The organism is Geomonas oryzisoli, assembly GCF_018986915.1.
Classification (GTDB): domain Bacteria; phylum Desulfobacterota; class Desulfuromonadia; order Geobacterales; family Geobacteraceae; genus Geomonas; species Geomonas oryzisoli.
Map to the genome: position 1 here is coordinate 2571449 of NZ_CP076723.1, position 20510 is coordinate 2591958.

Here is a 20510-nt window from a genome sequence, read left to right on the forward strand (position 1 = left end):
CTTTCATCCCCTTTTCCCTGTTTACAGAGCCTTTCTTTGCGCTTTGCGTGAGGCAACTAACAGAAAAAGCCCCTGTCGCGCATGCGGTCAGGGGCCTTTGTTTTTCAGGGTTTTAACCTTCTAACGTTGAACGTTGAACAGGTTCTGCCGTTTACGCCAGGTCCTGCACACCCTTGTAGATGAGGTCGAACAGCTCCGGGATGTCCTGCTCGGCGATGCAGGAGAAGGCGATACGGAGGTCGGTCTTGGTGGTGGAGATGGCACCGACGCCGTACTTGTCCAAGAGATGCAGGCGCAGCTTCTCGGCATCGACGGTCTTCAGCTTGAGGCACATGAAGTAGCCGGAGTTGAACGGGTAGTAATCCCAGGCCGCGTCATACTTGCCGCTGTTGAGGACCTCCTTGGTCTTCAGCGCGCGCCCCTTCATGATCTGGAACTTCTCCTCCTTCTGCTTCAGGAACTCGGGGGAACGCAGCGCCTCGATGACGAAGGTCTGGGACGGATGCGGGCAGTTGGAGATACGGGCGCGGATGATGCCCATGGCCTTCTTCTCGAGCGCGTTCATCACCGGCGCGTTCTCGTAATCGTGGCCGTCGGCGAAGGTGACGAAGCCGGTGCGGAAGCCCCAGACGAACTCTTCCTTGGTGGCGCCGTCCAGTTTGACCGCAAGGATGCGCGGGTGGAGGTTGGCCAGCTTGCCGAAGAGGGACTCCTTCAGGCTGTCCTCGTAGAAGAGGCCGAAGTAGGCGTCATCGGTGATGGCGACCACGTTGCAGCCACCCTCGGCGACTTCCTTGATGGCGGCGACGAGCGCGTCGCCCTCGGCGACGGTCGGGGTATAGCCGCTCGGGTTGTTCGGGAAGTTCAGGAGCACGATGACCTTGCCCTTCTCCTCGGCGGAGTTCTGCAGGGTGGCCTTGAAAGCGTCCACGTCGAAGCCGCCGTTGGCGGTGAAGGTCGGGTACTTCTTCACGATGGCGCCGCTGCAGGTGCCGAAGGTGAGGTTGTAGTTGCCCCAGAGCATGTCCGGAAGGATCAGGTGGTCGCCCTTGTCGACGAACATGTCGGCAACGATGGAGAGGCCGTGGGTGAGCGCGTTGGTGACGATGGGGCTGCTGAAGTGCTTACCGACCTGGCTCGGGTTCTCGCGCAGCATCTTCTCGCGCCACAGGGCGCGCAGTTCCGGCTTGCCTGCCGGCGGTGCATACGGGTAGATATCCTTCGGATCGAAGGAGGAGAGCTTGTCCTGGATGCAGGAGAGGTACATCGGGCCGCCGTTCTCAGTGGCGATGCCGATGGTGGCGTTGTACTTGTGGGCTTTTTCCTTGGCTTCAGCCGACTGGGTAAGGATTCCCTTGGGGAAGAAGAGGTTCTTGCCGAGATCAGACAGCATCTCCAGGACATGGGGGCTGTGCTGGGCCAGAGACTCGTTTAACTCCGCGGCTAATGGATTCATCAAATTCCTCCTGAAGCTTAATGTGATATGCCCGAGGGCAGGACCGATGAGAATAGGAAGTAACAGACTGACCATTAAAACCCGAGGCCAACCAGTTGTCAACGCTTAATGTGAAGGGGAGCCGGGGTGGCGCTGATTTTGTTGAGCACCAGTTCCCTCCCCCGGAGGGGGAGGGTTAGGGAGGGGGAAACGGATGTCGAATGCAAGCTCCCCCCTCCCGACCTCCCCCCTCCGGGGGGAGGGGATGAGATCGGAGTGAGGAAAGAACTCCTTAGCGGTTCAGCAGCATCTCCATCAGCTTGTATCCTGGTTCCACCTTCAGCCCGGTCGCAGCTGCAGAAGCCTCGTCGTACCCGGCAACGCCCACCTTCTCCTTCTCCTCGCCGGCGTAGATAACGAAGGGAACCGGATCCGAGCTGTGGGTCATCAGGGCGATCGGGGTGGGATGGTCGGGCGCGCACAGGATGCGATAGTCGCCGAACTGTTTCACCCCCTGCAGCACCGCCCCCACCACCTTCTCGTCGAAGAGCTCGATGGCCTTGATCTTGTCGGCGAGCTTACCGGAGTGGGATGCCTCGTCCGGGGCCTCGACATGTACGAATACGAAATCGTGCGTCTTGAGCGCATCGATGGCGGCCTGGGCCTTGCCGTCGAAGTTGGTATCGAGGTAGCCGGTGGCGCCGGGGACGTTGATGATGTCGAGGCCGGCGTAGACGCCGATCCCCTTGATCAGGTCGACCGCCGAGATGACGGCACCGGTGAGGCCGAAGCGCGTGCCGAAGGTGTCCATGGCCGGGGCCTTGCCGTGTCCCCACAGCCAGATGGAGTTGGCCGGCACCTCGCCTGCGGCGGCGCGGCGCTTGTACTGCGGGTGGTTGTGGAAGATCATCTGCGAGGCGTTCATCAGGTAGATGAGCTTGTCGGCGCCCTCGCCGGAGGGCATGAATTCAGTGACGGACTGCCCGGAGATATCGTGGGGCGGGGTCATCTTGATCTGCGTTCTGCCGCCGTGCCAGACCATGAGGTGGCGGTAGCTGACGCCGGGGTGGAAGGAGAACTCGTCGTTACCCAGCTGGCGCTGCAGTTCCTCGACCAGTTCGCGGCCGTCCGCGCTGGAGATGTGGCCGGCGGAGTAATCCTCCATGATCAGTTTGCCGCCGCGGGCCTCCAGGTGCACCAGGTTGAGGCGGAAGGCCACGTCGTCGGGACCCAGCGACACGCCCATGCTGGCAGCCTCCAGCGGCGAGCGGCCGGTGTAGCAGTCGACCGGGTTGTAGCCGAACATGGAGAGATTGGCGACGTCCGAGCCCGGAGCGTAGCCTTGCGGCACCGTATGGGCGAGGCCCAGCGTGCCGCGCTTGGCCATGAAATCCATGTTAGGCGTCTTAGCCGCCTGCAGCGGTGTTTTCCCTTCCAAAGCCCCGACCGGCTGGTCCGACATCCCGTCACCGAGCAACACAACGTACTTCATAGCAGTATCCTTTTCCAGTTGATAGAGTTCACAAACTTCAAAAGCGAGTCAAAGTCAAAAGCAGTTACGCAAAGAACGCGAAGGGAAGCCACGCAAAGACACGAAGTAGGCTTTTGGGGTTAAACCAAATCAAGCCTTCCTAGCGTGCTTCGCGGATACTTACCGTTCTTCGCGTAACTGCTTTTGTTCCTGTTTTTAACTTCAAAAGTCAAAAGCAGTTACGCAAAGAACGCGAAGGGAAGCCACGCAAAGACACGAAGTAGGCTTTTGGTGTAAAACCAAACCAAGCCTTCCTTGCGCGCTTCGCGGATACTTTCCGTTCTTCGCGTAACTGCTTTTGTTTTTAGTTTTATCCTCTCGGATGCACCTTCTCGTGCAGCCGCTTCAGCCGCTCCCGGGTCACGTGGGTGTAGATCTGGGTCGTGGAGAGGTCGGCATGCCCGAGCATGATCTGCACGCTCCGCAAATCCGCGCCGTTCTCCAACAGGTGCGTCGCAAACGAGTGCCGTAGCGTGTGCGGCGAAATGCCGCTCCTGACTCCCGCCTGCAGCGCCCTCTTCTTGATGATGTTCCAAAAGGCCTGCCGGGTCATCCCCGCCCCCAGTCGGCTCAGGAAGAGCAGCGACGAACTCTTCTGCTTCAAAAGCTCCTGGCGCGCCTGCTCCAGGTACTCCCCCACCGCCTGGCAGGCGCTCTCCCCCATCGGAATCAGCCGTTCCTTGTCCCCCTTGCCGATGGTCATCAGGTAGCCGGCGTCGATGTTGACGTCGCCTATCTTCAGCCCCACCAGTTCGGAAACCCTGAGCCCCGTGGCATAAAGCAATTCCAGCATCGCCTTGTCGCGCAGTTCGATGGCGCCGGTATCAAGTGGCGACGCCAAAAGTGCCTCCACCTCGCGCGAACTGAGCACGTTCGGGAGTTTCTGGAGCCCCTTGGGTGCCTCCACAATCGACGTCGGGTTCACCTCGCAGTACCCCTCCCGGACCAGGAAGCGGTGCAGCATCCTGAGCGCCGAAAGGGCTCGCGCGCGGCTCCTGGGTGAGATCCCGTTCCCTTTGAGATCCCCCATGTATCCTGTCACGTCGCTGGGCCGGACCTGGTTCGGCTCCCGATCCCCCAGGTACGCGAGGTAACGGGTCAGATCCCGGCTGTAGGCGGCCACCGTGTTGGCGGCGGCCCCCTTCTCGACCACCAGGTAATTCAGAAACAGGTCGAGGTAGCGGTCCACTAGCCGTCCACTGCAGCGAGCAGTTCGGTGCGGATCTCCTCGAGCTTGGCAGGCTCGGAGATCTTCTGCCCGAAGATGTTCTTCACGTAGAACACGTCGGCGACCTGGTCCACCTTGGTGGAGATCTTGGACACGCCGATGTAGAGCCCGAGCCTGGTGAGCGTGCTCGTGATTGAGTACAAAAGCCCCACCTTGTCGTGGGCGTAGATGTCGATGACGGTGTAGTCGGAGGAGACCTCGTTGTCGATCTCCACCCGCGCCGGCACGGTCGGCTTCGCCTTCTCGGTGAGGATGCTGGGACGGTTGCGCTTGGCCACCAGTTGCCCCACCCGGACCTTGCCTTCCAGCACCTGCCTCAGGTCGGTCTCAAAACGCTTCCAACGGCTTTCCTCGGTGATCACGAAGCCCTGGGGTGAGTTCACCTGCAGGATGTCCAGCACCTTCTCGTTGGTGTTGGTGTGGATCTGCGCGCCCAGGATGTTCATGCCGTTGGCCGCCATCACACCGGTGATCATGGAGAACAGTCCCGGTATGTCATAGGTGCAGATGGTGCAATTGGTATAGCCCCGGTCCACTTCGTGGGACAACTGCAGCACCAAAAGCTTCTTCGGCATCTCGAGCAGCGTGCGCACGTGCCCGGAGAGGACCTCCGGCGTATAGGAGAGCAGGTGTCTCGTGGTGAGGGCCTGCAACTCGTCCTTGATGAGCTGCCCCGGGTAGTCGTCCACCAAGAGATCGAAGACGGTCCGCTTGACCCGGCGCACCCGGTCCCCGGACGCCTCCAGTTTGAAGTCGCCGCGCTCCAGCACGGTGAAGGCTTTGTCGTAGAGCTCCTGGAGCAGGAGCGCCTTCCACTCGGTCCACACCTCCGGCCCCACCGCCTTGATGTCGGCGTAGGTTAGGAGATAGAGCATCTTCAGGTTCTCGCTCTTCTCCATCTGACGCGCGAACTGGATGATCATCCGCTCGTCGTGCAGGTCGCGGCGCTGTGCTATGTGGGCCAATAGCAGGTGCTGGCGCACCAGGAACTGCAGCCGTTCCGAATCTTCCTTGATGAGCCCCATGCGCCGGGCGATGGTCTTGGTCAGCTCGGCGCCCACCTCGGCGTGTCCGCCCCCTCCTCCCTTGCCGATATCGTGGAACAGGACGGCGAGGAGCAGCAGCCAGCGCTTGTCGATCTCCATGGCGAGCTGGGTCAGAAGCGGCAGGGTGTCCTTGTGCTCGCCGCGCCACAGCTTGGCGATCTCCTCGACCGCGAACAGGGTGTGGGTGTCGACCGTGTAGATGTGGTAGACGTCGTGCTGCACCTTGCAGTAGATGCGCTCGAACTCCGGGATGAAGCGGATCAGAAAGCCCAGGTGGTGCATCTGCTGCAGGGTGTCGTAGACCTTCTTCTCGGACTGCAGGATGTTGATGAAGGAGGCGTTGGCCTCCTTGGAGCGGCGGAACTTGTCGTTGACCAGGTCCAGGCTGTTGCGGATCAGGGTCTTGGTGCCCAGGGCGAGTGCCACCCCCTGCTTCTGGGCGTGCTCGAAGATCTTGATGAGCCGCACCGGATCCTTGGCGATCACGCTCTCGTCCGGGACCACCAGCTCACCCTTCATGACGTAGAAACCGTCTCCCACCGGGCGGCGGGTGAAGTAGCCCAGGATCTTGCGGGTGGAGTCCTCGCGCTGGCTGCACTTGGTGATAAGGAGAGAACTGAAGTGCTCGACGCGGTTGGCGTGCAGGTAGAAGTCCTGCATGAACTGCTCGACGGCAAGGGTCTTCCCCTTGTCCTCGTAGCCGAAGAAGCGGGCGATGGAAGTCTGCGCCTCGAAGGTGAGCTGGTCGTTCTTCCTGCCGGCCAGATAGTGCAGCTCGTTGCGGATGCGCCAGAGATAGGAGAGCGAGCTGTAGTACATGCCGAGCTCCTCCTCGGAGAGGACCCCCTTCATGACCAGTTCGCGCGGCTCGTCCACCTTGTACTTGATCTTGGCGACCCACATCGCGGTGTGCAGGTCCCTCAGACACCCCTCACCTTCCTTGATGTTGGGTTCCAGGATATAGACGCTGGAGCCGTATTTCTCGCGCCGTTTCCTGAGTTCCTCGAGCTTTTCGTTGATGAAGGCATCGCTTCTCTTGGCGAGCACCTGGGTCACCATCACCTTCTTCAGCTCCCCGAAGAGGTGGTCGCTGCCGATGAGCAGGCGCGCGTCCAAAAGCGCCGTCTTGACGGTGATGTCGTTGGCCGCCATGTCAACGCAGTCGGCGATGGTGCGTACCGAATAGCCGACGTCCAGGCGCAGGTCCCACAGGAAATACAGAAGACGGTTTGCCGCCTCCTCCACCACCTTGGAGTCCTTGCCGCTGTACAGGAACAACAGGTCCAGGTCGGAATACGGGTTCAGTTCGCGCCGCCCGTAGCCGCCGACGGCGATCAGGGCGAGCTGGCCGCTCTTGTGCATCTGCAGGTCGTCCGAGAGCGCGGTGAAAAGCCTCGTCACCAGGGCGTCGGTCATGGCCGTGATGGACTGCACCACGGAGATGCCGTCCTCCCCTTCCCGGTGCGAACGCTTGGACTCCTCGCGGAAGTGCTCCAGGAATTCGCGCGCGGCGGCGAGGTAGGCGCCGCGCTTCTCCTCGAAGCTCTTGCCGTCCCCCTTCATCGCCTCGGAAAGGTATGCGTTTATGTTGAGGCGCATCACTCTTCCTTGGCGATACGCACTACCTGCAGGACGCCCGGGAAGGCCTTGATGTCGGCCTCGGGGAGGCTTTCGGTGTCGCCGATGACGCCGATGATGACCCGGTTTGCGCCGGTGGACTGGTGGATGTCGAAGCCACGCTCGATGAGGAACGACTTGATCTCTTCCTGGGCCTTTTCGTCGGCCGTCTTACGCATAACGATCAGCACCTGCAAACCTCCCTTTAGTGTTCGCCGCGGGTCATGATGCGCTCCAGGCGGCGCGATTCGTCGATCACCCTCTCGAAGAGACGCACGATGGCCTGGTCGTCCAGGGGGCCCTGGTTCTCCGACGTCATCCGGGCGAAGATCCGCTTCTCGCGGGCCGGGTCGTAGACCGGCAGGTCGAGCCCCTTCTTGATCTCCCCGATCTTCAGGGCAAGGGAGGCGCGCTCGTTGAAGATGCGCAGCAGTTCGCTGTCCAGCCGGTCGATCTCGTTCCTGATGTCGTCAATGCCCATGGCGGCGTCCTCAGAATTTCTTCTTGATGTGGGTGTCGCGTTTCCAGTTCTGGTCGTCGACGCCCGGGTAATCGATGTTGTAGTTGAGCCCGCGCGATTCCTTGCGCATCTGCGCGCAGGCGACGATCAACTGGGCCACCGTGGCGATGTTCCTGAGCTCGATGAGGTCGGAGGTGACGATGAAGTTCCAGTAGTACTCCTCGATCTCGTCCTGGATCAGCTCGATGCGGCGCATGGCGCGCGCGAGACGCTTGTCGCTTCTCACGATGCCGACGTAGTTCCACATGAAGCGACGGATCTCGTCCCAGTTCTGGGACACCACCACCATCTCGTCGGAGTTGGTCGCGGTGCCGGCATCCCACTCGGGGATCACCGGGAACGAGAACTGCCCGTCTTTGAGGACCTGCACCGCATGCTCGTAGGCGCGCCCGGCGTAGACCGCGGCCTCCAGCAGCGAGTTGCTGGCCAGACGGTTGCCGCCGTGCAGGCCGGTGAAGGCGACCTCGCCGATGGCGTAAAGGTGCTTGATGTCGGTCTCGGCGTTGAAGTCGACCTGGACCCCGCCGCACAGGTAGTGCGCGGCCGGCACCACCGGGAGCATCTCCTTGGTCATGTCGATGCCGTAGTCGAGACAGGTCTGGTAGATGTTGGGGAAACGGGAGGTGATGTACTCGGCGCCGCGGTGCCTGATGTCCAAAAAGACGCAGTCGTCGCCGTAGGTTTTCATCTCGTTGTCGATGGCGCGGGCCACGATGTCGCGCGGAGCCAGGTCCTTCAGGTGGTGATACTTCTCCATGAAGGCCGTGCCGTCGCGCCGCTTGAGAACGGCACCCTCGCCGCGCACCGCCTCGGAGATCAGGAAGGAACGTGCGTTTGGGTGGTACAGCGTGGTCGGATGGAACTGCATGAATTCCATGTTGGCGATGGTCGCCCCGGCGCGGTAGGCCATGGCGACGCCGTCGCCGGTGGCGACGTCCGGGTTGCAGGTGTAGAGATACACCTTGCCGGCGCCGCCGGAGGCGAGGAGCGTGATGCGCGCGGCGAAGGTCTTCACCACGCCCGACTCGTTGTCGAGCACGTGGGCGCCGAGGCAGCGGTTGTGCTCCAGCTTCTGCTTCAACACCTTCGACTCGGTCACCAGGTCGATGGCGATGTGGTTCTCGTAGATGGTGATGTTCTCGTGTTTCTTCGCCGCCTCGACCAGGGCGCGCTCGATCTCGCGGCCGGTGATGTCCTCGGCGTGCAGGATGCGCCGCGCGCTGTGCCCCCCCTCGCGGGTCAGGTCGTAGTCGTCACCGCTCTTGGTGAACTGCACACCCCAGTCGATCAGGTTGCGGATCACCTTGGGGCCTTCCTCAACCACCATGCGCACCACGTCCTCGTGGCAGATACCGGCGCCGGCGACCAGGGTGTCCTGCACGTGCGCGTCGAAGGTGTCCTCTTCCGAGGAGACCGTCGCGATCCCCCCCTGCGCGTAGTTCGTGGCCGACTCCGAAATATCCTGCTTGGTGACCACTGCGACCTTGCCGTGGGCCGCAGCCTGCAGCGCGAAGGAAAGCCCCGCGATACCGCTGCCGATCACCAGAAAATCAGTTTTCTCCTTCATCAAACTACCCCCCGATAAGCTGGATTAGGCGTTTCTTGAGACCGAAAGTATGGACGAAGCCGTGCGGCAGGCGCGCGTACTTCAGGAAAGGCTTAGGGGGTCATGGCGGCAACGTTGGGCCTGTGCCCTCAAAGGAGATTTCTTGGCGTGCGTCGCGGATACCTTGCGTTCTTCGCGTAACCGGCTCGGGAAAACCCGCAAATTATTGATCCCAGCGAGATTTTTGTCAAGACTTTTGACGGGTTAGAGCCCGCCAAGGTCACATTAGACCTTGAAATATCATGCTTATTGGTCTATATAATTCGAGGGCAAATTTTCTTTCCCATTAAAAAAAAGGAAGCTCATGCGCTTTTGGTCACACCGAGTTTATCTGGCAGCCATCCTGACAGTTGCCGCGGTGTCGTGGTGCCTCCCGGCACCGGCTCGCGCCGACATATATAAATACGAGGATCCCGACGGGACTGTTCACTTCACCGATGCTCCCACCGACAACCGTTTCAAGATCTTCATGCGGGACATCAAGAAGGACAAGAGGCTGAGGACCGCCTTCAAACTTTCCGGCTATGCCCGCAACCCGGCCGAGTTCGAACCCATCATCAGTTCCTGTTCGCGCGAGTTCGGCGTCGACAGTTCCCTGGTGAAGGCGGTGATCCACGCCGAGAGCGGCTACAACCCCAGCGCGGTATCTCCCAAGGGAGCCCAGGGGTTGATGCAGCTCATGCCCAAGACCGCCCAGGGGCTCAAGGTGAACGATTCCTTCAACCCGTCGGACAACATCCGGGGCGGCGTGCGCTACCTGAGGTTCCTCCTCGATACGTTCAAGGGGAACGAATCCCTGGCGGTAGCCGCCTACAACTGCGGGCTCAACGCCGTCGCCAAGTACGGCGGCATCCCCCCCTACCCCGAAACCCAGACCTACGTGTCTAAGGTACTCAGTTACCGGAACAGCTACAGATAGCATAAAAGGCCAAGCATGCCCTCCACCCAAGCCCAGATCATGAATCTCCCGAACATCCTGACCATGCTGCGCATAGCGGCCATCCCGCTTTTGTGCGTCCTTTTGCTGTCGCCCGATCGCGAGCCCGGCTTCTGGGCCGCCGCCCTGTTTGCCGCCGCCTCGGTGACCGACTGGCTGGACGGGTACCTCGCCAGGAAGATGGGCATCGTCACCGTGTTCGGCAAGTTCCTGGACCCGATCGCCGACAAACTGATCGTCATGGCCGCGCTGATCATGATCCTCCCCTTCGACCGGGTCCCGGCCTGGATGGTGCTGGTGATCCTCGGGCGCGAGATGATCATCACCGGTCTGCGCGGCATCGCCTCCACCGAAGGGATCGTCATCGCCGCCAGCAACCTGGGCAAGTTCAAGACCATCTTCCAGTTGGTCGCCATCATCGGGCTTTTGCTGCACTATGACTACCACTGGTTCTTCGGCATCGACCATCCGCTTCTGATAGTCAACATGCACAACGTCGGCATGTTCTATCTCTGGATCGCGACCGTCATAACCATCTGGAGCGGCGTCGATTACCTGAACAAATTCGTGAGAGTGATAGCCAAATAAAAAATTCGTATTGACACAGGCGCGGGAATCAGGTTATAAACGGGCTCCTTCGATGCACAAGGCGGCATGGCCAAGTGGTAAGGCAAAGGACTGCAAATCCTTCATTCATCGGTTCAAATCCGATTGCCGCCTCCAAATAGAAAAGGGCTTACAGTGACACACTGTAAGCCCTTTTTTCATTCGACCTCTGCCGCTCTTGCGTCAACAATTCCTGCCTTCGACGGTTCCCTGCACCCCCTTCATCTTCTAAGCCTGAAAAACTCCCTTGAAAAGAGCCGTCGCCCCTGCCGCCCGACGAGGTCGGCATCGGCGATGGCAATAAGGTAGAGCGAGACCGTGGTCAATACGCTGCTAAGCAATAGCGGCACGCTGTCCGGAGTGGTTTCGGCAGTACGGTCCATGATCTGGATAACAGGAATGGTCAGGCTGAGGGCGCCACAGGTGAAAAATAAGCAAAGAACGGTACCCTTCAGGATCTCGCGGTTGTAGAACTGCCCCAGCCCCGGGTATACAAGCGAGAGCAAGAGAGGTTTGTAGTTGCCTTTTCGCTCAGTGCGACAATTGGGGCAGCCGCCCGAATCGAGCGCAGTGTAGCAGGTGGCGCAGAGCTTGCTGTATCCGAGGCGGCCGCCGGGCAAACGCTGCTTGATGGCAGCGGCTACTTGCCCGACAACCGTGGCCTCATTGCTGTGCAACAGGAGTTCCTTTATGCCGGCACGCGGCTGGAGTGTCAGGAGGACACGGTGAGAATCAATCTTCACCATGCGGTTGAGTCTTGCCATCGGTGACTTCACCTGCCCCGCGTTGACGATGGAGATGTCGCCGTAGCCGAGTTGCCAATACCCCGCGGGACGAAGTGCAGCGAAATCAACAAGCAGGATGCGTTGGTCGGTGAGCAATAAAAGTGTGGGCTGGTTGAGGTAGAAGCTTCTACGCAAGCCGGTGCAGAGCATGACCCGTTCACCATTGACGAGTAACTGTGCCAGGTTAGGGGCAGCGGATCGAACCATCTTCAACACTAGCTCGCGCCGGGACGGATGCACCCTTCCGCTTTCGACAAGCAGGCGGATCATGGCAAGTGTCAAAAGGGTATTGAGCAGCATTACAGACAGCATCGCGATGCGATTATGCCCGAATCTCGGCATACCGTAGAGCATGAGCAGCAACGACAGAACGAAAACTGCTGCGGCAAGGACAAGTTTGCGGCCGTCGGTGCCGGTAACCACCAGTGCATCCGCCGGCACGACGATCCCGGCATCGACGGAGCGGATCCGCTTTTCCTCACGTCGGCGGGTCTGGTAGTAGAGGTAGAACGCTGGCAGGCAGCATACCAGGAGGGCCGTGAGCGCAAAGCTGGAGATGGCGGCATAGCGGTCTTCCAACCGACCGGTATCGCGGGCAAGATGCGAGATTGCGGTACTGAACGCGCCCTTGTACTGGAGGGTGGCAGCATCGAAGCGGTAGACCTCCCGGTGCCCCATGTCACTCACCAGTACGGTGGAACCGAAGGCCGCAACATCTCCCGCCTCCTCCAACGGGACCGGAAGCGGGAGTTTCCCCACAGCGCTGCCGTCTGCACCGTAAACCAACACCAATGCCTGGCGCAGATCGACTGTTTGCAGGAAAGCGTAGCGGTCATCCGCGCGGCACAGCAGGGTCGGAAACCGGTAGGCTCCTTCCGCCTTGGCGGTAGCAATGGTTTTCAGGAAGCGGCCATCACGGGCGAAGAGGTCGATTCGAAAACAGTTGGTGTTAGCCACCACCAGGTTGCCGTCCCGGTCCAGGAGGATGGTATTGGGGAATTTGAACTGTCCCGGCTCCTTTCCTTCCTGTCCAAAGCTCCGCAGATAGCTGCCGTCGGTCCGAAACTGGTGGATCTTGTGGTTTGCTGAGTCGGTGACGAAAATATCACCTCCGTCCACCACGAATTTATAGGCGGCACGGAAACGGTTGCCGCCGTTGACCACCGTTTCCCATCTGTTGTTACGGAGCCGGCGGATGGCGTTGCCTGTATGATCGGCGAGCCAGAGTTCATTGCCTACGTAGCTCAGCTGGGTCGGAACCGCTCCAGGAGGAAGCGGCTGACGGCCTGTCTGCGCGCCGTTCCGATCAAACAGCAGCACCTCCTCCCCCCAAGTGACCGCCACACCCGTGTCAGATGTTGCGATGAAGTTAGGAAACGGAAGTTCCCGTATCTTCCCTTCAGCCCAAATGCGGACGCCCACAAACAACAGAACCAAAAGCACGAAGAATAACAACAGCGCGCGAGCTCGTTGCCCCCCCTGTTTGACACTTTGATCTGTCAGCGCAGGTGCCGGCAGGACCGGGGCGGTTTCTGGAGCAACCTGATCGATTCCCCGATCATGACAGACGGAGTGGAGGGGAAACATACTTTTACACCGGGGGCAAGATACCTGAACTGTCCCGGCGGGAATCTTCTCGTGGGGGATGGCACGGCTGTAGCCGCAAGAGGGGCAAGTAATTGTCAGTTCGCTCACCGTGTTCTCCGGGAACTTCAGGTTGGATGGCTCTGCCGCCGTAGCAGCCAAAACTGCACTGGAATCGCAAAAAAGATGGTGAAATAAAAGGATACGACGCAGCCGCAAAACGTAGCGAGCCACTCTCACCTGCCCCCGGCGAGTGTCGGGAGCGCCGTCGTTTAATTTTTCAGTATAGAAACCTTGCGAAAGTTAGCTTAAGATTGGTTCACGTGCAAGAGTTTTATCATTATGAGACGTTAGCGCCTCAAGGAATTAGGGGGACTTATTTACGCTCCCACCAGATCCGGATTAGTAGTAATCTGCATACCAACCGTAATTCCCAGCCCCCCACATCCCCTCGCGCTTGGCCCATGCATTCTGACTTCTACATACAATTAGCTTGATACAAAGGACATCTTAATTTAAGCTGTCTCAGCTGTTTCTGCAGCACAGTCAGAACCAGGCGACGGACTGACAAGGAGAAGAAGACGAAGAAAGCAGAGATTACTTCTCCAAGTTCTGCGCTACGTCCCCGTTAACAGTAATCTTTGCCCCCTGGAGACAACTGATGTCTGAAAGTATCAAAATAACCTGTCCATCTTGCTCGTTCAGCCGCTTGGTACCTCTTGAAAAGGTGCCGCCAAGAGCGGTGACGGTCACGTGTCCCAAGTGCAATACCTCATTCCTCTTCGACGCCCACGTTGTGGCACCGCTTCCGCAGCTTGACGCCCAGGCAATAGGGGCACGACAACAATTGCCTGAAGTTGCCACGCCACCAGTCTCTAAGAAGCCCGTGATGCCTTCTCCACCTGCAAAAAGACGACTTGTTGATAACCCCTTTGCTCCCCAGGGTGTTCCTATTGCAACCGGTATTGCTCTCTATGCCATCGGAACTCCATGGTATATATGTGTCATCGTCCTGCTGATGGCACAGTACTGGTTCGGCCCAATCCTCATCTATTTCAAGAACCGAATGCCGACATCTTCGCCCTTGTCAGCCGTCCCATCCGAAAGCAATCTCCACGCAGAACTTCGCCTTTTCCTGAGCAAGACAAGACCTGTGCTGGAGGCTGCCGGCTTTGTATCCAAGGGTTGCTTTACCAACGCACCGGGTGCCGCTCCCATATCAGCCATCGTGGCGTTACTGCAGCATGAAGGTACTTCGGATGTTGCCCACCTGGTGGCAGTCGTAAAAGACGGCACGGTGGGTACAACAATAGGATTCTCCCGTCCACGTGACGACCGCAGTAAGATCAGGACATCGTGCACAAGCTTGCCATCTCCCTTTGCCCATAATCCACACGACAACGTTCTCAGGATCGCAGGAGAATTTGCCCTTGAGAGTCTTTGGCGCGTGCATCAGGCTCGTACTGCTGCCGATAGGACTGCCATCCGCGAGGAACCCATCCAGGATGGTTTGCAGTATCAGATGAATGAGGAACGACTGGGGGCGGCATTAAAGGTTGCTTCCGGACAGTGGCAACCCGCCAAAGAGCAAGGATTTATCCGTCCCACTTTGACAGGCTCCTATTCGATGTGTCTACGTATGCTGTTTCCGTGGAAACAACTGAATCGGATGTCGGCAGAAAGAAAGGTGCGCCGTCTTTTGAGTGAGTTGGGTGAAGAACCGCTGCGCGAAATAAAAACGGCAGAAGCAACCATGGATTCGACCGGCACCGAGCCGGATTTGGAACTTGAGAGCCTGGCCACCGAACTGCAGGTGATAAGTTCCGGGGAAAGTAAAACAGGATCCCTGGTGCCGCTCATCATCACGGTGATGTTCTTTTTCAGCGCCCAAATCGTTTCAACAACGTGGCAGGAGGTTCTTATCCTCGTAGGTGTCCTGTTCTTCCACGAACTGGGCCACATGGCGGCGATGAAGGTATTCAAGTACACCGACTTGAAGATGTTCTTCATCCCATTTTTCGGTGCTGCAGTTTCCGGCAAGAACAGCAATCCGACAGCGGTGAAAAGCTGCATCGTGTCGCTAATGGGGCCGCTTCCGGGAATATTTCTCAGCGTGGTGCTGTACATCCTGTTCTTTCTGACCAAAAACTACTACCTGTTCAAAACCGCACAGATAATGATGATGCTGAACGTCTTCAATCTGCTGCCGATCATGCCGTTGGACGGCGGCAGGTTTGTGGATGTGCTGTTCGTCAATCGGAGATATTTCCGCTTTATCTTTGCCTTTCTGGGGGGAGCAGCATTTCTGATCCTGGCCAGATCGGCAGGTGACTTTGTGCTAGGTTTCTTTGGCGTACTTACCATCTACGTCGCCCTGTGCAATTTGAAGCTCCACGGTATCTGCAGTGAGCTGAAAGCTGAGGGGCTAACGGCCGATTCGGTAGCGGAGCTGATAGGCAACCAGAATGCACTCAAACGGGTTGTCGATAAAATGAGGGTTCCCTTTCCGAAGCTTTTCAGTCCCAACATGAATTACAAGGGCATCTTTGACAAACTCACAGTCGTTGTCGACACCTTGAAGTTCAGGTCCGCCAATTTTTTGCCAAAAACATTATTATTGGGCACCTATATTACCTGTATATTGGCGTCCGTCGCCGGATTGTTCATGTTCTTGGGACTGAATTACAAGGAATTGTCCCGGACCGTTGAGATCGATGGAAAGAAGTATACCTATGCGGAGCATCATGGCTTTGGGAAGAAGAGAAGCGAATGCCAGATCAACAGTCAACTCTACTATGATGGCAAGGGAACTGCCTACGCAGACGACGGTTCTGTGTCGGATATCTACTACTATAAAGACGGGTATCGGACTGGCGAGTGGCTCGCCCTTGAAAAGGCAGGCAATGTGGTAGAAAAGAGGAAATACGACCATGGAAGACTGGTAACGGTTGCCACTTTGGAAAACGGTGCGTGGAAAACAACGACGGCTGAAGACAGGCCAGTGCTAAAACGGTGGTCTGAGGAAATAGAGCGGATGTCTCAACCGTTTAAGTCAAACCACGAACACTTCTATGGGAACTAGGGAGCAGGAAGAGCCACGAAATTAAGCACCATCCTTCTTTCCTTGACACGGGGACGTAGGTAGCTAATGTAGCTTAGTGAGCACTGCGGAGGGGGCATAAGGTACATAAGCTGCCAGCGTCCCCTCCACCTCCTGAGCTAGGAAGATGAGAAGTTGTTGAGGATGTGGGTTGGTAACTGAAGTTGGCACGGGGACCATGGGAGGCAAACGTCCCGTTCTTCAAAAAACGTTGTGGTTAAAAGACAGCAGCACCGTTAATTTTTGTTTACATTAGAAAAATCTTGTGTTACACAAAAGCCTCCTTGGTTTGTGTAGTAGAAGCCCCCTATCGAAGTTCGGTAGGGGGCTTTACTTTCTGCCCCCCAATCTCCACGCAGAGAAACCAACTCCGCCAATCCCACAAAAACTGCTCAGCTTAAGTCGGATGAGGGCACGCACGCGCATTTAACCGACTCCGACAGCTCCGACTGCAGGGCATGCCCACGATGATTAACTCTGGCTGGTTGACTCGTGCTTCAGGGCAACGTCAGGGAAAATGAGGGTTACACATCAGAAACCGCGGCTCGTACGATGTCCCCCTCGACGATGATGCGGCTATCGTGACCCTTTAGGCACTGCGGTATTTTTACACTGGAAAGCCCTCTCTCGCGCACGGCCGCAATGAAGGCTGTTCTCGGTGCGGTGCCGCCATAGTCGACTTTCAGGACATGATGGATGAGGTCATCTAGCGTGGAAAGCCCGTGTGGGTTGTTCTTGGCAACAAAGACGTCTCTTTGCCTGCCAAGGGCGTGAAACTTGATACCGGCCCCCAGCAGGTCGTGCAGCAGCACCGGAGTCCAATGAAGGGGTGAAGGGAGTGCAGGCAACTCTGCGCCAATATCCCGGAAAAGCTCCGAGCACAAGCCATAGGGGTTGCCGAAGCGCCCCCTTTTTTCGAGGTGCCGCAGAGCTAGCTCTTCGATGGCCGCCTGTTGCTCTTCATTCCACTTCAAGCAGCTGCGCGCGATGAGCGCGTCCTTGCTGTGCCACAAAGCCCATGTCCTTCCCTTCAAAACTGCCAAAAGTCCGTTGCTCCCAAACCGCGCCAGTTCTTTGGTCCGGCATGGTTTCCCCTGTTCTTCGAGGTAATTCAGCAGCAGATTTCCTTGCGACCGAGGACGAGGCTGCGAGGGCCGGGATGCCGGTCGTGGCTGGCGCTTTGGGGCTGCGGACTGCGGCTGCGGCACCGGCTCCCACTCGATCCTCCCCGGGAAAAAATGGTCGATGAGACAAACGAGATGGCGCGGTTTCATTACTCCCATTGCTTCGCAGACTGCACGATTTCTTGCATATAGCCGCTGCTCCAGTGACCGTCCCCGCCGATGCAATTTCGGCAGCGAGTCGGCGATGGCATCCAACTTCTGGTAGAGCGCAGGGACGTTGCTTAGGTGCATTCGGAGGGCACCGACCCGTAGATGTTTCGGAATGTTCGACAGATTATTGCTTAAGATTTGCTGGCCGGGTAGGCCCAGCTTTAAGACGGCGAAATCCCAAAGCTGTTCACGGGTTACGACGACGCGCTGGAAGAGGAATTGCTCCAGGACACTCAAGATCGATGGTCTCGGCCTGGGAGCGTCCTTCATCGAGACGAAAGGGTACTTCTCGAAGCTCAGGGTGTCACTGCCGACAATTCTCATACAGGAATACAAGGCAAAGGGGGTGGGCACGCCCTTCGTCAGCAGCTGCGGCGCGTAATGTTCAAAGATCTTACCGCTCATGCAGAGGAAGGGGATTTCGTCGGAACAGAGTCTCTCGATGACATCACGCTGGATTTCATTGACCAGCTCATGGGGGATCTGAAGGAGATCCCTGTGTTTGAATATCCCACGCCCCCAAAGGACAGCCCCCGGCAGATGACTGAGCCAATAATAAACGAGTTGTGGGCTTGCCGGTTCGTCGGGAACCATCAGGCTCAGCCGCCGTTGTACCTTCTTGAAGTGAATGCCGGCGTCACCGGCGTCGTGCAGAATCTTGTCCAGGATTTCATTCTTCGATGGAACCCGTTCTTCCCGACGCCATTCCAGGTAGTTGTCAGCAACACTAAAGCCCAGGTCCGCCGACGAATCCGCCAGGAAGTGAAGCATGGCGGGGGTGAAACTCGATATTTTCTGTAGTTTCGGGCAGCGCTCCTCGCGGCAGGCAATCAGCAAAGCCTGCAGGGCTGCATCGGGTGGCAGCTTCCGCCCCTCCGCTGTTTCCGTAGCCCTGGAAAGGCCCCCAGCTCCGATCGCACAGTTTACGCAGCAAGATGTGGACAGGGCGACCCGGATGGGAGGGGACCACTCCACCCGATAACGCGGGGAAAACTCCATGACGGAGGCGAGTGCCTCATCAGCAGGGGGGCTGTTCCAGTCGTGCACCCGCTGCATGGCGAGCGCAAGGTCGTGGATGTAAGCAGCACCACCTCGACACTCCAGCAGACGGTCCAGCAAGTGCCAGAAGTAATTGAGATGTTGCAGCGTCGCCGGTTTCTTCAGCTTTGCCAGCAGCATACTCTCCATTTGTCGGACCCGTTCCCTGCTGACACCCAGCCCCTCCCCCACTTTTGTCAGTGTCCATTTGCAGCCGTCGAACAGTCTAAGACGCCCCAAAAGCACGCGCCGACAGCGCTCAATCTCCTTCGGGTCCTTTCCGACGACGGCAAAGTGCAGGTAGCGGTCCAGCACATCCTGGAAGGCACCGTACGCCGTAGTCGGCAAGCCGGCATCGGCCGACTTCGCAATCCACTCAGCTCGCTCTCTCAGTTGCCATAGGTAGTTGATCGCGCGAAAGGCGGTTGGGCACAGCCCGAATTTTGCAAAGACTTTGCGTTCGGTGATCTTTGCGATGTCCCCCCAGGGAACGCCCTCCCCCCTGCCAGTAGGCTCATCGAGCAGATCCGGAAAGGGAAACTCCAGTACGACCAGCGGATCCAGCAAACCGGAAGGAAGGCCGGTATACAGGGAACTGTCGGTTGCATTGCAGACAGACGTGACGGGCCAGGCGCCTCCCGGATACCCCAGGGCGCGAATCATGCTGGAAAGGGCCGAGTCGCTGAGACCTGCCTGGAGGAGATATCCGATGGAGCATGACAAAAGCAGGTACGAGGAGTCCTCCTGGAAGATGGCCACGGCACGAAGGCGCTCGACGTCGGCGCCAGAAAGGCACAACGAGCCAGGACCGGTCCAGGTAAAAGGAGCGTCCCGGTCCATTAGCTGGGTAAGTGGGCGGTGCAGAACGCTCCATGAGGCAGGGTCCGATGCCGGTTCTCCTGTGGACGTATCCGCAAACGGGGGTTCGCCAAGAGCCTCTGTGGGTGGGGCAGGCAGAGGCTTTTCAACCTCGACAGGAAGCAATTCCGGGTGTATTTGCAGGATGCGTTCCTGCGCGGACATTATCTCCGATATCGTCTTTGAACCGCATCCCCGTAAGCGTCGAAGGTCCGTTCGCCCCAACGCCAAAACGTCCTGACATGACTCAACTTGTTCGCGCATCAGGACATTATGAGTTCGTGTCGAGAATTCATTGCGGAGGTGCTGTGGTATGGGGATGGGGGTGGTCATCGGTTACCGGTCCGTGGTGTCATAATGACGTGCGGTGTTATTATATTAGAAAAATATAATAACGCAACCTACGGAGTTGCTTTCAAGAACGGATGAGGGCCGCTCAAGCCCTTTGCCGTCCACTGCTGCCGCCTATATTTCGAGAAAGTCATGCTTCCGTTATGCGTCTTGCAATGCGCCTTGCAACCGCTAATGTATTGGAACAGTCCAATCTACCAAGAGAGGCCGACAACATGGGAAGAAAACGTAAAGGCGGGGAAAAGGACGAGGTAGTTATCCGTGCAAACGGCGAGCTCATCACCCTCTTGAGTAAGGATCCGTCCATCCTGGAAAAGATCTACACCCTGTTGCCCAACCTGGAGAAGATACAGGCAACCCATAATCGGCACCGCAGCATCTACCATGAGTTTTTGGATGGCGCCCGCGACAAGGAAGGGGAACTGGAGACGGCCCGTTATGAATCCATCTCCCAAATGAGGATGATCCGCGGCATAGCGAACCTTGTCGGCAAACATGACCCGACCATTCCAGAAAAGCTGGGCATGGCAGCAACGCCGTCGGCATCCAAACGCACGCCCTCGCCCCCAATAACACCAATGAACTTGAAGGTGGTGTACCACAAGAACGAAGTTGTGGCGAGAGCAAGTGGCGTTAAAGGTGTAAAGAGCTACGAGATGTCTGTCTGCGAAAGCGATCCGCTTGTCGAGAGCAACTGGAGGCACCTGACCACTTCGACCCATGCGAAAAGGATAGTGTTGAGCGGCCTGACGCCTGGAAAGATGTATTATTTCCGGATCAGGGCACTCACTACACAGGGTGAAGGGCCTTGGTCGAACTTCGTCTGCATAATGGCCATATGAGATGGCTCATGGCTCGACGGCCACCATACCTGATCAGTTTTGAATCCGGATATTGGTGGCCGCTTTTACCTGATTTTCCCCCATTCCTTCTT

13 protein-coding genes and 1 tRNA gene are annotated in these 20510 nt (G+C 58.0%); 5 read left to right on the forward strand and 9 right to left on the reverse strand.

Annotated features, from left to right (window positions below):
* Positions 1 to 151: 151 nt before the first annotated feature.
* The 7 genes from KP004_RS11275 to nadB all read right to left on the reverse strand — a co-directional run bounded on the left by KP004_RS11275 (position 152) and on the right by nadB (position 8944).
* Entirely contained in the window at positions 152 to 1456 is a 1305-nt protein-coding gene (locus tag KP004_RS11275; protein ID WP_216798645.1) for an aminotransferase class I/II-fold pyridoxal phosphate-dependent enzyme, read from the reverse strand.
* Between the two features lie 271 nt (positions 1457 to 1727).
* The gene (locus KP004_RS11280; protein ID WP_216798646.1) at positions 1728 to 2927 is read right to left on the reverse strand and encodes a cofactor-independent phosphoglycerate mutase; all 1200 of its coding nucleotides are present in this window, start codon (positions 2925 to 2927) and stop codon (positions 1728 to 1730) included.
* Between the two features lie 349 nt (positions 2928 to 3276).
* Positions 3277 to 4155, reverse strand: a complete 879-nt coding sequence (gene xerD, locus KP004_RS11285; RefSeq protein WP_216798647.1) for a site-specific tyrosine recombinase XerD — start codon at positions 4153 to 4155, stop codon at positions 3277 to 3279.
* The gene (glnD, locus tag KP004_RS11290; RefSeq protein WP_216798648.1) at positions 4155 to 6839 is read right to left on the reverse strand and encodes a [protein-PII] uridylyltransferase; all 2685 of its coding nucleotides are present in this window, start codon (positions 6837 to 6839) and stop codon (positions 4155 to 4157) included. The genes xerD and glnD overlap by 1 nt, the downstream gene beginning before the upstream one ends.
* Positions 6839 to 7048, reverse strand: a complete 210-nt coding sequence (locus KP004_RS11295; protein WP_183346446.1) for a hypothetical protein — start codon at positions 7046 to 7048, stop codon at positions 6839 to 6841. Before KP004_RS11295 ends, glnD begins: the two co-directional genes overlap by 1 nt.
* Before the next feature lie 14 nt (positions 7049 to 7062).
* Positions 7063 to 7338: a chorismate mutase gene (locus KP004_RS11300; protein ID WP_216798649.1), complete on the reverse strand. Its 276-nt coding sequence runs from the start codon at positions 7336 to 7338 to the stop codon at positions 7063 to 7065.
* Positions 7339 to 7348: 10 nt separating this feature from the next.
* Positions 7349 to 8944, reverse strand: a complete 1596-nt coding sequence (nadB, locus tag KP004_RS11305; RefSeq protein WP_216798650.1) for an L-aspartate oxidase — start codon at positions 8942 to 8944, stop codon at positions 7349 to 7351.
* Between the two features lie 343 nt (positions 8945 to 9287).
* Between nadB and KP004_RS11310 the strand changes: the two genes are divergently transcribed.
* The 3 genes from KP004_RS11310 to KP004_RS11320 all read left to right on the forward strand — a co-directional run bounded on the left by KP004_RS11310 (position 9288) and on the right by KP004_RS11320 (position 10643).
* Complete coding sequence (locus tag KP004_RS11310; protein ID WP_216798651.1) at positions 9288 to 9902, forward strand: lytic transglycosylase domain-containing protein; 615 nt, start codon at positions 9288 to 9290, stop codon at positions 9900 to 9902.
* A 15-nt stretch (positions 9903 to 9917) separates the two neighbouring features.
* Positions 9918 to 10508, forward strand: a complete 591-nt coding sequence (gene pgsA / locus KP004_RS11315) for a CDP-diacylglycerol--glycerol-3-phosphate 3-phosphatidyltransferase (protein WP_216798652.1) — start codon at positions 9918 to 9920, stop codon at positions 10506 to 10508.
* A gap of 60 nt (positions 10509 to 10568) precedes the next feature.
* Positions 10569 to 10643 (forward strand) — tRNA-Cys (locus tag KP004_RS11320).
* 104 nt (positions 10644 to 10747) lie between these two features.
* Here the strand turns inward: KP004_RS11320 and KP004_RS11325 are convergent.
* Positions 10748 to 13006 (reverse strand): zinc-ribbon domain-containing protein, encoded by a 2259-nt coding sequence (locus tag KP004_RS11325; protein ID WP_216798653.1) that lies wholly within the window; start codon positions 13004 to 13006, stop codon positions 10748 to 10750.
* Between the two features lie 550 nt (positions 13007 to 13556).
* Here KP004_RS11325 and KP004_RS11330 point away from each other — a divergent pair.
* Positions 13557 to 15977 (forward strand): site-2 protease family protein, encoded by a 2421-nt coding sequence (locus KP004_RS11330; RefSeq protein ID WP_216798654.1) that lies wholly within the window; start codon positions 13557 to 13559, stop codon positions 15975 to 15977.
* Positions 15978 to 16519: 542 nt separating this feature from the next.
* On the opposite strand, the gene KP004_RS11335 is transcribed toward KP004_RS11330, so the two are convergent.
* Positions 16520 to 19207, reverse strand: a complete 2688-nt coding sequence (locus KP004_RS11335; RefSeq protein WP_216798655.1) for a sigma factor-like helix-turn-helix DNA-binding protein — start codon at positions 19205 to 19207, stop codon at positions 16520 to 16522.
* A gap of 584 nt (positions 19208 to 19791) precedes the next feature.
* Between KP004_RS11335 and KP004_RS11340 the strand changes: the two genes are divergently transcribed.
* On the forward strand, positions 19792 to 20418 hold the full coding sequence (locus KP004_RS11340) for a fibronectin type III domain-containing protein (protein ID WP_216798656.1): 627 nt from the start codon (positions 19792 to 19794) through the stop codon (positions 20416 to 20418).
* Positions 20419 to 20510: the final 92 nt, after the last annotated feature.

Excerpts from the sequence above, each read along its gene's own strand:
- KP004_RS11275 (WP_216798645.1), bottom strand. The coding sequence starts at position 1,456 with ATGAATCCATTAGCCGCGGAGTTAAACGAGTCTCTGGCCCAGCACAGC.
- KP004_RS11280 (WP_216798646.1), bottom strand. The coding sequence starts at position 2,927 with ATGAAGTACGTTGTGTTGCTCGGTGACGGGATGTCGGACCAGCCGGTC.
- glnD (WP_216798648.1), bottom strand. The coding sequence starts at position 6,839 with ATGCGCCTCAACATAAACGCATACCTTTCCGAGGCGATGAAGGGGGAC.
- KP004_RS11300 (WP_216798649.1), bottom strand. The coding sequence starts at position 7,338 with ATGGGCATTGACGACATCAGGAACGAGATCGACCGGCTGGACAGCGAA.
- nadB (WP_216798650.1), bottom strand. The coding sequence starts at position 8,944 with ATGAAGGAGAAAACTGATTTTCTGGTGATCGGCAGCGGTATCGCGGGG.
- KP004_RS11310 (WP_216798651.1), top strand. The coding sequence starts at position 9,288 with ATGCGCTTTTGGTCACACCGAGTTTATCTGGCAGCCATCCTGACAGTT.
- pgsA (WP_216798652.1), top strand. The coding sequence starts at position 9,918 with ATGCCCTCCACCCAAGCCCAGATCATGAATCTCCCGAACATCCTGACC.
- KP004_RS11330 (WP_216798654.1), top strand. The coding sequence starts at position 13,557 with ATGTCTGAAAGTATCAAAATAACCTGTCCATCTTGCTCGTTCAGCCGC.
- KP004_RS11335 (WP_216798655.1), bottom strand. The coding sequence starts at position 19,207 with ATGGACCGGGACGCTCCTTTTACCTGGACCGGTCCTGGCTCGTTGTGC.
- KP004_RS11340 (WP_216798656.1), top strand. The coding sequence starts at position 19,792 with ATGGGAAGAAAACGTAAAGGCGGGGAAAAGGACGAGGTAGTTATCCGT.